Genomic DNA, 13,157 nt, shown 5'->3' on the forward strand with positions numbered 1-13,157 from the left:
CGTACCGCCATCAAGGAGGACGTTATGTTGGCAGCACTTCCCGCGTTGCTACGCGACCAGGCCGACCAGGCCGCCCGACAGCTTGGGGTTCCGCTGACTTCGCTTAGCCCGGAGCAATCCGCCGGGCTGGCTTTCAGCGATTTCGTGCTGGAAAACCTGCAACAACATCCCGACTGGTGGCAGACGATACTCGACCAGCCGCCGCAGCCTGATGAGTGGCAGCACTACGCTGTATGGCTAAATGAGGTACTCAGCGGCATCGACAGTGAAGCGAGCCTGATGCGCGAACTGCGACTGTTTCGCCGCCGTATGCTGGTGCGTATTGCCTGGATGCAGGCTCTGCAACACGCCACGACTGAACAGAGCCTGCAACAGCTTAGTGTCTTAGCTGAGGTGCTGATCAGCAGGGCGCGCGACTGGGTATATCAGGATTGCTGCCGTGATTTTGGTACGCCCTGTAATGCCGACGGCGACGCGCAGCCGCTGCTGATTCTGGGCATGGGCAAGCTGGGTGGCGGCGAACTCAACTTCTCCTCTGACATTGACCTTATTTTCGCCTGGCCGGAAAACGGCACCACGCGCGGCGGACGGCGTGAGCTCGATAATGCTCAGTTCTTTACCCGTATGGGCCAGCGTCTGATCAAAGTCCTGGATCAACCCACCATGGATGGCTTTGTCTATCGTGTGGATATGCGGCTGCGGCCGTTTGGCGACAGCGGTCCGCTGGTCATGAGCTTTGCCGCACTGGAAGATTACTACCAGGAGCAGGGACGTGACTGGGAGCGTTACGCCATGGTCAAGGCGCGCCTGATGGGCGATGACCACGACCGCTGGAGCCTGGAGCTGCAGCAGATGCTGCGACCTTTCGTATACCGGCGCTACATCGACTTCAGCGTGATCCAGTCGCTGCGTAACATGAAAGGGATGATCAGCCGCGAGGTACGGCGACGCGGGCTGAAAAACAATATCAAACTCGGCGCGGGCGGCATCCGTGAAACCGAGTTTATCGTGCAGGTGTTCCAGCTGATTCGCGGCGGACGTGAGCGTTCGCTTCAGTTGCGTTCGCTGCTGCCGACGCTTGAGGCGATCAAAACGCTGGCTCTGCTGCCTGCTGAACAGGTCGATGCGCTGCGTGACGCCTATCTGTTCCTGCGGCGGCTGGAGAATCTGCTGCAAAGCCTGGGCGACGAGCAGACCCAGACGCTGCCCGAGGATGAGCTGCATCGCGCCCGGCTGGCGTGGGCGATGGATTGTGCCGACTGGCCTGCGCTGATGACCCAACTTGATGCTCAGATGGCAGCGGTACGGACAATCTTTGATGAGCTGATTGGCGAAGATACGCCTGAGATTGGCGATCAGCGTGAGCTGGCGGAGTTTCAGGTGCTGTGGCAGGACCAGCTGGAGGATAACGAGCTGGCACCGCTGGTGCCGCAGCTCAGTGACGATCAGCGGCTTACGCTGCATCAGACGCTGGAGGCGTTTCGTCAGGACATCAGCCGGCGCACCATCGGCCCGCGTGGCCGTCAGGCGCTGGATCAGCTGATGCCGCGTCTGCTGAGCGAAGTCTGCCCGCGTGAAGACGCGGCGGTCACGCTGAGCCGTCTGACGCCACTGCTGCTCGGCGTGCTGACCCGCAGCACCTATCTGGAGCTGCTGACCGAATATCACGGTGCCCTGCGTCACCTGATTCGCTTGTGCGCGGCCTCACCGATGGTGGCCAGCCAGCTGGCGCGTCACCCCCTGTTGCTGGATGAACTGCTCGATCCCGCCACGCTCTATCAGCCGACTGCCACCGATGCCTATCGTGACGAGCTGCGACAGTATCTGCTGCGCATCCCCACTGAAGATGAGGAGCAGCAGCTGGAAGCGGTGCGGCAGTTTAAGCAGGCGCAGCATCTGCGTATCGCTGCTGCTGACATCGCGGGCACGCTGCCGGTGATGAAAGTCAGCGATCATCTCACCTGGCTGGCTGAAGCAATCATCGACTCTGTGGTGCGTCAGGCGTGGAACATGATGGTGCAGCGCTACGGTCGTCCTTCCCACCTGAGCAATGAACATGAACGCGGTTTTGCGGTGCTGGGTTACGGCAAGCTGGGTGGCTGGGAGCTGGGTTACAGTTCCGATCTCGATTTAGTCTTCCTGCATGACTGTCCGGCAGACGCCGTGACCGAAGGAGATCGCAGCATCGATGGTCGTCAGTTCTATCTGCGTCTTGCCCAGCGCATTATGCATCTCTTCAGTACCCGCACCGCCTCCGGCATTCTCTACGAAGTGGACGCGCGTCTGCGTCCTTCCGGCGCGGCGGGGATGCTGGTCAGTACCTTTGAGGCGTTTGAAGAGTATCAGCGCAGTGAAGCCTGGACATGGGAACATCAGGCGCTGGTCCGGGCGCGCGTGGTGTTTGGCGAAGCAGCGCTGGGTGATCGTTTCAACGCGATTCGTCAGACGATTCTGTCGCTGCCACGTCCTGCAGACGCGCTGCAAACCGAAGTGCGTGAGATGCGTGAAAAGATGCGCGCTCACCTCAGCAACAAACATAAAGGTCGCTGGGATATCAAAGCCGATGCGGGTGGCATCACCGATATTGAATTCATCGCCCAATATCTTGTCTTACGCTACGCCGCTGAGCAGCCTGAACTGACGCTCTGGTCTGACAATGTGCGCATTTTCGAACTGATGGCGAAGTACCATAAAATGCCCGCCGATGAAGCGCAGGCGCTGACGCAGGCTTATGTCACGCTGCGCGACGCCCTGCACCATCGCGCCCTGCAGGAGCTGCCGGGCCACGTTGAGCCAGAGGCTTACGCAGCGGAGCGGCAGACGGTTCTGAACAGCTGGCAGCGCTGGCTGATAACGCCTGCGTCTATCCTGGCGTGATGCTGATAGCACAAATCGCAACTGTGCTATCATCCGCGCACTATTTTTAATGCAGTCTGGAGTGTCTGGAATGAAAGTGACTCTGCCCGCGTTCGGCCAAGCCTCAGTGCTGGTTGTTGGCGATGTAATGTTGGATCGTTACTGGTATGGCCCAACCAGCCGAATCTCCCCTGAAGCCCCGGTTCCGGTGGTGAAAGTGGACACGGTTGAAGAGCGCCCTGGCGGCGCGGCAAACGTAGCGATGAACATTGCAGCACTCGGTGCCGCGTCCCGGCTAATCGGCCTGACCGGTGAAGATGATGCGGCGCGCGTGTTGAGCAACACGCTGAAAGACGTCAACGTTCATTGTGACTTCGTGGCGGTCAAAAGCCATCCGACCATTACCAAACTGCGCGTGCTTTCCCGCAATCAGCAGCTTATCCGCCTCGACTTTGAAGAGGGCTTTGAACAGGTCGATCCGGAGCCAATTCATCAGAAAATGCGTGATTCACTGGCCGCAGCGGGTGCGCTGGTGCTGTCCGATTATGCCAAAGGCGCGCTCTCCAGCGTGCAGACCATGATTACCCTGGCGCGCGAAGCGGGTGTGCCGGTATTAATCGATCCGAAAGGCACTGATTTTGCGCGCTACCGTGGCGCGACGCTGCTGACGCCGAACCTTTCCGAATTTGAAGCCGTGGTCGGCAAATGCAAAAACGAAGAGGAGATCGTGGCGCGTGGCACGCAGCTGATCGCTGATTTTGATCTCTCCGCGCTGCTGGTGACCCGTTCTGAAAACGGTATGACGCTGCTGCAGCCGGGCAAAGCGCCTCTGCATCTGCCGACTCAGGCGCAGGAAGTCTATGACGTGACCGGTGCCGGCGATACGGTGATTGGTGTGCTGGCGGCAGCGCTGGCAGCGGGCGACTCGCTTGAAGAAGCCTGTTTCCTGGCCAACGCGGCGGCGGGCGTGGTTGTGGGTAAACTCGGTACCTCGACCGTCAGTACGGTTGAGCTGGAAAATGCGATTCATGCCCGCCCGGAACAGGGTTTTGGCATCATGACGGAAGCGCAGTTAAAAGCCGCCGTTGAGATGGCCCGCCGTCGTGGCGAAAAAGTGGTGATGACTAATGGCGTGTTCGACATTCTGCATGCGGGACATGTCTCTTATCTGGCCAACGCCCGCAAGCTCGGTGATCGACTGATCGTTGCGGTGAACAGCGATGCGTCTACTAAGCGTCTGAAAGGTGAAAGCCGTCCGGTCAATCCGCAGGAAAACCGGATGATCGTGCTCGGCGCGCTGGAAGCGGTCGACTGGGTGGTTGTCTTTGAAGAGGATACGCCGCAGCGGCTCATTGCGGGCATTCTGCCTGACCTGCTGGTCAAAGGCGGTGATTACAAGCCGGAAGATATCGCGGGCAGTAAAGAAGTCTGGGCAAATGGCGGCGACGTACAGGTGCTGAACTTCGAAGATGGTATCTCGACTACCAACATCATCAAAACCATTCGCGGCAGCTAACGCAGAGGGTAAGCGGGAGCCTGGCTCCCGCTTCACGCTTATTCTGACTTGTTGTCCGGAACAGGTTTCACGACATCGGCAACCGGTGGCGGTGAAACAGCGGGTGAGGTGGCTACTGAAGCAGATGGTGTAGCCGCTGCAACAGGTGTTGCCGGTGCGGTTGCCGTCGGAGGCGTACCCGCTGATGAACCCTGACTTTCCAGCTGGGCCAGACGCTGCTCCAGCGCCGCCAGTTTCTCCCGCGTACGCAGTAATACCTGCGTCTGCACATCAAATTCTTCACGGTTGACCAGATCCATCCGGGTCAGCTGCGCCTGAAGAACCTGACGAATTTTCTTTTCGACATCATCACCAAACTCACGAACACCTTTAGGCATCGCTTCGTGAACCTGACGGGCAAGTTGTTCAATTTTTTTCGTGTCGATCATGATGATTTCCTGGTTACGGGGAGCTGTGTCAGCGTGTTTACCAACGTAATAAGTGTTAAGTGTAATGCCAGAAATGAAAAGGATAAACCTCAAATCGGTAACGCAGGAAATGCAAAAGCAATTGCGCTATTGATGATTGCCGCCTCAAACGATCGGCGTTATAGTTGAAAGGCTTATTCTCAGGGCGGGGCGCAATTCCCCACCGGCGGTAAATCAGCTTCGGCTGAAAGCCCGCGAGCGCTTTATCTTGATGAAAAGAGAGGTAAAGGTCAGCAGATCCGGTGTAATTCCGGGGCCGACGGTTACAGTCCGGATGGGAGAGGGTAACGACATCTGTCGGACAATTGTGTCTGCATCACGTTATTGCCACGTCTTTTTGACGTCACTCCTAAGCACGCCCTGATTCTGGTAACCCATACATTTTAAGGTTTTTATTACCATGAATCAGACGCTACTTTCTGAATTTGGCACGCCTGAACAGCGTGTAGAACGTGCTATCGCCGCCCTGCGTGAGGGACGCGGTGTGATGGTACTCGACGATGAAAATCGTGAAAACGAAGGCGATATGATCTTCGCCGCAGAAACCATGACCGTTGAACAGATGGCGCTGACTATTCGTCACGGCAGCGGCATTGTCTGCCTCTGCCTGACCGAAGCGCGTCGCCAGCAGCTTGACCTGCCCATGATGGTGGAAAACAACACCAGCTCCTTTGGCACCGGCTTCACCGTGACCATTGAAGCGGCTGAAGGCGTCACCACCGGCGTCTCCGCGCAGGATCGCATCACTACTATCCGCGCGGCCATTGCCGATGATGCTAAACCTGCCGATCTGCATCGCCCTGGTCATGTCTTCCCGTTGCGTGCCAGCGAAGGCGGCGTATTAACCCGTGGCGGACATACTGAAGCGACTATCGATTTAGTCACTCTGGCCGGCTTTAAGCCTGCGGGTGTGCTGTGTGAACTGACCAACGACGACGGCACCATGGCTCATGCGCCTGAAGCGATTACGTTTGCGCGTCAGCACAATATGCCGGTAGTGACTATTGAAGATCTGATCGCCTGGCGTCGCGGACACGAAACGCGCCACGCCAGCTAATCTTTCTGCTGCGATAAACAGGCCCCGCTCAGGGCCTGTTTCATTTATGTCGTACCGCCATGATGCGGACTGTACTCTCGCTTTTCCTCACTTCTTTCTGCTGAATACCTGTGCCATCTGTCACGTCAGATTTCATTCAAATTTCCTGGTGATCATCATCATGCTTATCCGCGTGATAACCTGGCGAATGCGCGTATCGTAGTGGCTATTGAACCACCGGATGCCGGAGAGTACGAATGAGTCAGTTACGCATGCCAGCCCTGTTTTTAGGCCATGGCAGCCCGATGAATGCCCTTGAAGAGAACCGCTATACCGCCGCATGGCGTCACGCAGGCGACACGCTGCCACGTCCACGCGCCATTATTGCGGTTTCGGCGCACTGGTATACGCGTGGCACCGCCGTGACGGCAATGGCACAGCCGAAGACCATTCATGATTTTGGTGGCTTCCCACAGGCGCTGTTTGATACGCGCTATCCGGCACCCGGTTCGCCTGAACTGGCTCAGCAGCTGGTGGAGCAGTTAGCGCCCGTCGAGGTGAAGCTGGATCAGGATTGGGGACTGGACCATGGCTCCTGGGGCGTCCTGATTAAGATGTACCCGGATGCCGATATTCCGGTGGTACAGCTCAGCATTGATGGCACTAAACCTGCGGCATGGCACTTTGAGATGGGCCAGAAACTGGCAGCACTGCGCGATCAGGGCGTAATGATTGTCGCCAGCGGCAACGTGGTGCACAACCTGCGTAAAGTGCGCTGGGATGGCAACAGCGAAGTCTATCCGTGGGCCAGCAGTTTTGAACAGTTCGTCCGTGATAACCTGGCGGTACAGAGCGATGCGGCTTCTCATCCGCTGGTTAACTTTATGGATCACCCTGGCGCGGCGCTCTCTAACCCGACGCCTGAGCACTATCTGCCGCTGCTTTATGTGCTGGGCGCACGTCAGCCGGATGACGCCATCAGTATCCCGGTTGATGGCATGGAGATGGGTGCCATCAGCATGCTGTCGGTTCAGGTGGGTTAGGCGAAGTTGAGAGAAAACAGGCCAGAAGCTGGCCTGTTATTATCGCGGTGCGTTAACCGATAAAGGCGTGCGGATAGAAACGGGAAAGATCCTGAGTGATCAGGTCGCGATCTTCACGCAGACCGATTCCGGCTGGTTGATCGTCGATCAGCCAGCTACCAATCAGCGTATAACTGTCGCCAAATTTTGGTAGCGGATGGAACTGCTGGACGATCATTCCCTCTTCGCCGTACGGCCCATCAACGCGGGCAATCTCCTGGCCATTCTCTACGATGCGGATGTTAGCCCCTTCACGTGAAAACAGCGGCTTCACCACATATTTTTCCATGTGTGGCACGTCATCTTCCGCGAACCAGGCGGGCAGCAGGTTAGGGTGATTCGGGAACATCTCCCACAGCAGCGGCAGCAGAGCTTTGTTCGAAATGATGCTTTTCCATGCCGGTTCCAGCCAGCGCACGCCAGCATCGCCCAGCTTGGTGGAGAACATTTCACGCAGCATGAATTCCCACGGATAAAGCTTAAACAGGTTACTAATCACCTGATCGTGAGCGTCGGTGAATTCACCTTTTTCGCCCAGGCCAATCTCATCAATATAGAGAAACTCACTCGGCAGACCCGCTTCGGTAGCGCAATCCTGAAGGTACTGCACGGTGCCACGATCTTCGTCGGTGTCGCGGCAGCAGGCGAAGTGCAGCCAGTTAAAGCCGTGCTGCTGATGTAACGCGGCAAAGCGTTCAATCAGCTTTTCCTGCAGGCTATTAAACTGATCGCTGCCGGCGGGGAGCTGACCGGCATTAAGCTGGTCTTCCAGCCAGAGCCACTGGAAAAACGCTGCTTCATACAGCGAGGTCGGCGTATCAGCATTGTTCTCCAGCAGCTTCACATCACCCTTGCCATCCCAGGCGAGATCCAGACGAGAGTACAGCGATGGCTGACGCTGATGCCATGAATCGCGCACGAAATCCCAGGTGTGCTTAGGGATGCGGAATTTAGTCAGCAGCGCTTCGCTGTTGACCACTTTTTCCACCACCTGCAGACACATCTGATGCAACTCAGCGGTGACTTCTTCCAGATGCTCAATTTGCGCCAGCGTAAACTGGTAATAAGCATCTTCACACCAGTAGGGTTCGCCATGCATGGTGTGAAAACGAAAGCCGAACTCGGTGGCTTTTTCGCGCCAGCCCGGGCGCTCTGAAATGGCAATGCGTTCCATCGGGGCGTTAGCCTCCCATTGAGCGGCTGGAGGTGCCGGTTGCGCTGCTGCGCTGCATGCTGTTCTGCTTAGCAACGGTTTCACCGAAGCCACCACGGGTAATGGTCGACGTGGTCGCCGGTTTCGGTGCCAGCGCCGTTTTCGGCACGGTCATGGTTTTGCCGGAGGTGGCAGCACCATAGTTACGGCCCGATGCATCAACAAACTGACCATTAGCCGGGCTGCGGGCATTTTTCGGCGAGAACAGCGGTTGCTGCGCAAAGCCCGAACCACCGCCCATCATGCGGCCCATCATGTAACCCGCCATCAGTGGCATCCAGAAGCTGCCGCCGCTCTGCTGTGATTCCGCATTGGTGGTGCCCACGCCTGCCTGAGCCGGTGTCTGCTGACACTGATTTTCGCCAAATTCAGCAACACAATCTTCACGGGTGGCATATTTTGGCGCGGTGCGTTCCGCCTCTTTTTTGGCCTCATTGAATGCGGTGGTACATTGCGCACTCTGGCCCGGATTGGCTTTCGAACAGTCATCGGCGTTCTGGTACATCGAAACCGTTTCATCGTTCTGTTCACAGCCAGCCAGCATAAATACCGCCGAAACGGCGATAGCAACGGGCGTTAAATGGCGTGCCTGCCAGCTCTTACGAAAAGCGGCATAGCGAATAGATTTTGTGCGTTTCATTATGATTATCCTGTGCCCAAAGGTAGCGCATAGAATAGGGGATGGGGGGGTAAAATTGAAGCTGGAGGCCTGATACAACAGGGATCTTTACTTAGTTATACGTTCAACAGAGAGGCGGGCCGCAAAGCAGCCCGCCCGCTGATTAATTACCGAAAGGATTACCGCTGCTGTGGCGAGCTGCAGGACGCGCTGCCTCAGAAGAGCCGGTTGCCGCCGGACCGCTATCGACACGTGCGGTCTGCTGGGCATTTTCCGGCGCCACGGTTTCCGGTGACGTCGGGATCTCTTTACCTAACTGACTGTTCAGTTTCTGCAGGCTCTGCTCATTGAGCGTACCCAGCGCATAGCTGATATTCAGCTGGTTAATCAGGTAGCTATAGCGCGCATCGGAAAGCTGCTGCTTCGCGTTATAGAGCACGGTAGTCGCATCGAGCACATCGACGATAGTACGTGTACCCACCTGATAGCCTGCTTCTGACGCATCCAGAGAGCTTTGCGCAGAAACGACGGCCTGTTTGTAGGCGTTGATGCTGCTGATAGACGCATTCACGTTGTTAAACGATGAACGTACGGTCTGAACCGCTGTGCGATGTGCACTTTCCAGCTGTTCGCTGGCGCTGACGAAGCTGTACTGCGCCTGCTTCACCTGAGAGGTGACGCTGCCGCCGCTGTAAAGTGGCAGTGAGAAGCTCAGGCCAACCTGATTTGAACCGGTAATCGAGTCAGTAGACCCCTGACTCTGATTGGCACGGCTGCCGCCATATTTGCTGTTCGACATGCCAGTAGAGGCCGTCAGGCCCAGCGTCGGCATATGCCCGGATTCAGCGGAGCGGATCTGCTCACGGGCTAAATCCTGGTTCAGACGGGCAGAGAGCAGTGACAGGTTACGGCTTTCCGCCTGCTTAAGCAGTGCGCTGACCGCTTCGGGCTTATCGGTTCTGAAGCGATCGATGCTCAGCGAAGCCAGCGACATATAGTCCATACCGGTGATCTGACGCAGCGTTTCTACGTTGTTATCGAGGTTGTTACGCGCGGTCACTTCGTTAGCCAGCACGCTGTCATATTGCGCACGGGCGTTCTGCACGTCTGTGATGGCAACCAGGCCAACGTTAAAGCGCTGAGTGGTCTGATCCAGCTCGCGGTAAATCGACTGTTTCTGCGCTTCGGTGTAAGAAAGCGTATCAATCGCTTTCAGCACGTTGAAGTAGGCAGTCGCGGTGTTCAGAATCAGATCCTGCTGTGCGACCTGATAGGTCACATCCTGAATACCGGCCGCTTTTTCCTGCAGGGTCAGCGCGCGCCATTTCGACATGTCGAAAATAGTCTGGGTTAATTGCAGTGTGCCGCTGGTCGTGTTGGAATGAAGACCGCTGCTGTCGCGATAGCCGTTGTTATAGGTGTAGTCTGCACCCAGGCCGAGCTGGGGTAATAATGGGCTACGCGCTTCGTTGATTTTCTCAAAAGCAGAATCGCGATCGGCAGCGGCACTGCGCAGATCCGGGTTGCTCAGACGCGCTTGTTGATAAACCTGAAGCAGGTCTTCTGCCTGGCTGGCGAAGCTGAAACCGCCCAGGCTCAGCCCAATAAAAAATGGGAGCAGTTTTTTCATTTGCATTCCTTTTGTTGCAGCAAATTGCAGTGGGTGCGCTGCCGGGTAAGCCAAAAAATTATCGCCGATTCTAGCAGAGGGCAACTGTGAGATAAGTTGGCTGAACGTGCCTTCTCCCCCTAATTTACGTAAATAATTCAGAAAGAACTACTTACATGGAGCACAGTTACAGGCTTTTTTCGCTCCACTCCAATCTGCACAAGGAACCTGATGATGCCGGAAGAAAAAAAATCCCCTGTGACTTTCACAAAAAACGATGTAGAAATTATTGCACGCGAAACCGTCTATGATGGTTTTTTTTCCGTCGAACGTTACCGCTTCCGCCACCGCCAGTTTAATGGCGAAATGAGTGGGGAAGTGCAGCGTGAAGTTTTTGAGCGCGGACATGCCGCCGTGCTGCTACCTTATGATCCCTTACGCGATGAAGTGGTGCTGATTGAACAGATCCGCATCCCGGCTTATGACAGCAGTGCTTCACCCTGGCTGCTGGAGATGGTCGCCGGCATTATTGAACCCGGCGAATCGGTTGAGCAGGTTGCGCGCCGTGAAGCCGTTGAAGAAGCAGGTTTAGACGTTGGCCGGGTTAAGCCTGTGCTTAGCTATCTGGCCAGCCCTGGTGGCACCAGCGAACGTCTGTCGGTGCTGATTGGGGAAGTGGATGCCAGCCAGGCAGAGGGATGCCACGGTCTGGAGGAAGAGAATGAGGATATTCTTGTGCATGTGGTGAGCCGCGAACAGGCTTATCGCTGGGTGGAAGAGGGGATAATCGACAATGCGGCGTCTGTCATCGCCCTGCAATGGCTGGCGTTGCACCATGAAAAACTACGCGAAGAGTGGATACAAAAATGAAACAGCGTTATACCCCTGACTTTCCCGAAATGATGCGGCTCTGCGAAACCAACTTCGCCCAGTTACGCCGCCTGCTGCCGCGCAACGATGAGGCGGGCGAATCGGTGATTTATCAGGTGAGTGGCGCCCGTTATCAGCTGACGATTCAGGAGTCGACGCGCTACACCACGCTGGTGGAGATCCGCCAGGTCGCGCCTGCCGTGAGTTACTGGAGCCTGCCCTCAATGTCGGTCCGGCTCTATCACGATGCGATGGTCGCCGAAGTGTGTTCAACTCAACAGATCTATCGCTTCAAAGCGCGCTATGATTATCCTAATAAAAAATTGCATCAGCGCGATGAAAAGCATCAGATAAACCAGTTTCTTGCAGACTGGCTGCGCTACTGCCTGGCGCATGGCGCAATGGCAGTTCCGGTCTGCTGATGCGTATAATGCAGTAAATGGCGTGGAGACGAAGGAAACGCTTTGGATAGCCTGCTAACTCTTCCTGCAGCGAACGGTTCCGAAATCAGGATTTTGCAAATCACGGATACTCACCTGTTCGCGGGAAAACATGAATCGCTGCTTGGCGTGAACACCTGGTCGAGTTATGACGCGGTGCTGGATGCGATTATTTCGCAACAGCGCGACTATGATCTGATCATCGCCACCGGCGATCTCGCCCAGGATCACTCTGTCGAAGCCTATCAGCATTTTGCTGAGGGTATCTCACGTTTACCGCGCCCCTGTGTCTGGCTGCCCGGTAATCACGACTTTCAGCCCGCGATGGTCGACACGCTGGCGGCAGCGCACATCAATGCCCACAAGCAGGTGCTGGTGGGTGAGCAGTGGCAGATTGTGTTGCTCGACAGCCAGGTTTACGGTGTCCCGCATGGAATGCTGAGCGACTATCAGTTGGAGTGGCTCGACAACGCGCTGTCCCGCTTTCCGCAACGTTATACGCTGGTCCTGCTGCATCACCATCCGCTGGCCTCGGGCTGTACCTGGCTCGATCAGCACAGCCTGCGTAATTCCCATCAGCTCGATGCGGTGTTACAGCGCTACCCGTTAGCCCGGACGCTGGTCTGTGGTCATATTCATCAGGAGCTGGATCTGGAGTGGCACGGCCGCCGCGTGCTGGCCACACCCTCAACCTGCGTCCAGTTCAAACCGCACTGCACCAGTTTTACGATTGACACCGTGGCACCGGGCTGGCGCTGGTTTACCCTGCATCCGGATGGCGGCCTTGAGACCGAGGTCAACCGGCTCGACACCGACGCTTTTCGTCCCGATTTAGACTCAGAAGGATACTGACGCGTGGCGGCATTGCTTTATCTGCACGGTTTTAACAGCTCGCCGCAGTCGGCGAAGGCAACGCAGTTCCGGCAATGGTTAGAGGCGCAGCATCCCGGGATCGAGATGATCGTGCCTCAGCTGCCGACTTTTCCGGCCGATGCCGCGGCCATGCTGGAAGATCTGGTGCTGAGCCGCAGTGGCGAAACGCTGGGGCTGGTGGGCTCTTCGCTGGGCGGTTATTACGCCACCTGGCTGTCGCAATGCTTTATGCTGCCTGCCGTGGTCGTTAATCCTGCGGTTCGACCTTTTGAGCTGCTGGCGGATTTCCTGGGCGAAAATCAGAATCCCTACACCGGCCAGCAATATGTGTTAGAGTCACGCCACATTTACGATCTCAAAGTAATGCAGATTGAACCGCTGGAAGCGCCCGATTTACTCTGGCTGCTGCAACAGACCGGCGATGAAGTTCTCGATTACCGCCAGGCGCTCGACTATTACAGCGCGTGCCGTCATACGGTAGAAGAGGGCGGTAATCATGCATTTACTGGATTCGAGCGCCATTTCCCGCAGATTCTGGACTTTCTCGGTCTGAATCATCCCTGAGTAATGCGGAAA

General features: G+C 56.5%; 12 protein-coding genes and 1 riboswitch. Of the genes, 8 read left to right on the top strand and 4 right to left on the bottom strand.

The genetic code is table 11. From position 1 onward, the window contains the following. Positions 1-24: 24 nt before the first annotated feature. Both glnE and hldE read left to right on the top strand, forming a co-directional pair. Positions 25-2,877, top strand: a complete 2,853-nt coding sequence (glnE, locus tag EGO56_RS03185; protein WP_135907671.1) for a bifunctional [glutamate--ammonia ligase]-adenylyl-L-tyrosine phosphorylase/[glutamate--ammonia-ligase] adenylyltransferase — start codon at positions 25-27, stop codon at positions 2,875-2,877. A gap of 70 nt (positions 2,878-2,947) precedes the next feature. After that, on the top strand, positions 2,948-4,372 hold the full coding sequence (gene hldE, locus EGO56_RS03190; protein ID WP_013359063.1) for a bifunctional D-glycero-beta-D-manno-heptose-7-phosphate kinase/D-glycero-beta-D-manno-heptose 1-phosphate adenylyltransferase HldE: 1,425 nt from the start codon (positions 2,948-2,950) through the stop codon (positions 4,370-4,372). Positions 4,373-4,410: 38 nt separating this feature from the next. Here hldE and ubiK read toward each other — a convergent pair whose 3' ends face one another. Next, complete coding sequence (ubiK, locus tag EGO56_RS03195; protein ID WP_095706653.1) at positions 4,411-4,800, bottom strand: ubiquinone biosynthesis accessory factor UbiK; 390 nt, start codon at positions 4,798-4,800, stop codon at positions 4,411-4,413. A 171-nt stretch (positions 4,801-4,971) separates the two neighbouring features. Further along, positions 4,972-5,129, top strand: a riboswitch (FMN riboswitch). 110 nt (positions 5,130-5,239) lie between these two features. Between ubiK and ribB the strand changes: the two genes are divergently transcribed. Next, positions 5,240-5,896 carry a 3,4-dihydroxy-2-butanone-4-phosphate synthase gene (gene ribB / locus EGO56_RS03200; RefSeq protein ID WP_013359061.1) on the top strand — a complete coding sequence of 219 codons (657 nt, stop codon included), beginning with the start codon at positions 5,240-5,242 and terminating at the stop codon, positions 5,894-5,896. A gap of 236 nt (positions 5,897-6,132) precedes the next feature. Then, a complete protein-coding gene (gene ygiD / locus EGO56_RS03205) occupies positions 6,133-6,918 on the top strand; it encodes a 4,5-DOPA-extradiol-dioxygenase (RefSeq protein ID WP_135907672.1) in 786 nt (261 codons plus the stop codon). Positions 6,919-6,970: 52 nt separating this feature from the next. On the opposite strand, the gene EGO56_RS03210 is transcribed toward ygiD, so the two are convergent. The 3 genes from EGO56_RS03210 to tolC form a co-directional block, all read right to left on the bottom strand. Further along, positions 6,971-8,131, bottom strand: a complete 1,161-nt coding sequence (locus tag EGO56_RS03210) for a glutathionylspermidine synthase family protein (protein ID WP_033733915.1) — start codon at positions 8,129-8,131, stop codon at positions 6,971-6,973. Between the two features lie 7 nt (positions 8,132-8,138). Beyond that, positions 8,139-8,810 carry a DUF1190 family protein gene (locus EGO56_RS03215; RefSeq protein WP_033733914.1) on the bottom strand — a complete coding sequence of 224 codons (672 nt, stop codon included), beginning with the start codon at positions 8,808-8,810 and terminating at the stop codon, positions 8,139-8,141. 142 nt (positions 8,811-8,952) lie between these two features. Continuing rightward, entirely contained in the window at positions 8,953-10,419 is a 1,467-nt protein-coding gene (gene tolC / locus EGO56_RS03220) for an outer membrane channel protein TolC (protein WP_135907673.1), read from the bottom strand. A 213-nt stretch (positions 10,420-10,632) separates the two neighbouring features. Here tolC and nudF point away from each other — a divergent pair, with 213 nt between their 5' ends. Genes nudF through yqiA form a run of 4 tightly spaced genes read left to right on the top strand, consistent with a single transcriptional unit; the run spans position 10,633 to position 13,145 of the window. Further along, entirely contained in the window at positions 10,633-11,268 is a 636-nt protein-coding gene (gene nudF, locus EGO56_RS03225) for an ADP-ribose diphosphatase (RefSeq protein ID WP_033734725.1), read from the top strand. Continuing rightward, complete coding sequence (locus EGO56_RS03230) at positions 11,265-11,690, top strand: DUF1249 family protein (protein ID WP_008925735.1); 426 nt, start codon at positions 11,265-11,267, stop codon at positions 11,688-11,690. Before nudF ends, EGO56_RS03230 begins: the two co-directional genes overlap by 4 nt. 42 nt (positions 11,691-11,732) lie before the next feature. Continuing rightward, positions 11,733-12,560 (top strand): 3',5'-cyclic-AMP phosphodiesterase, encoded by an 828-nt coding sequence (cpdA, locus tag EGO56_RS03235; protein ID WP_135907674.1) that lies wholly within the window; start codon positions 11,733-11,735, stop codon positions 12,558-12,560. Between the two features lie 3 nt (positions 12,561-12,563). Beyond that, complete coding sequence (yqiA, locus tag EGO56_RS03240; protein ID WP_033733910.1) at positions 12,564-13,145, top strand: esterase YqiA; 582 nt, start codon at positions 12,564-12,566, stop codon at positions 13,143-13,145. The last annotated feature ends 12 nt before the right edge of the window (positions 13,146-13,157 follow it).

The sequence above is a fragment of the Pantoea vagans genome, assembly GCF_004792415.1.
GTDB classification, from domain to species: domain Bacteria; phylum Pseudomonadota; class Gammaproteobacteria; order Enterobacterales; family Enterobacteriaceae; genus Pantoea; species Pantoea vagans.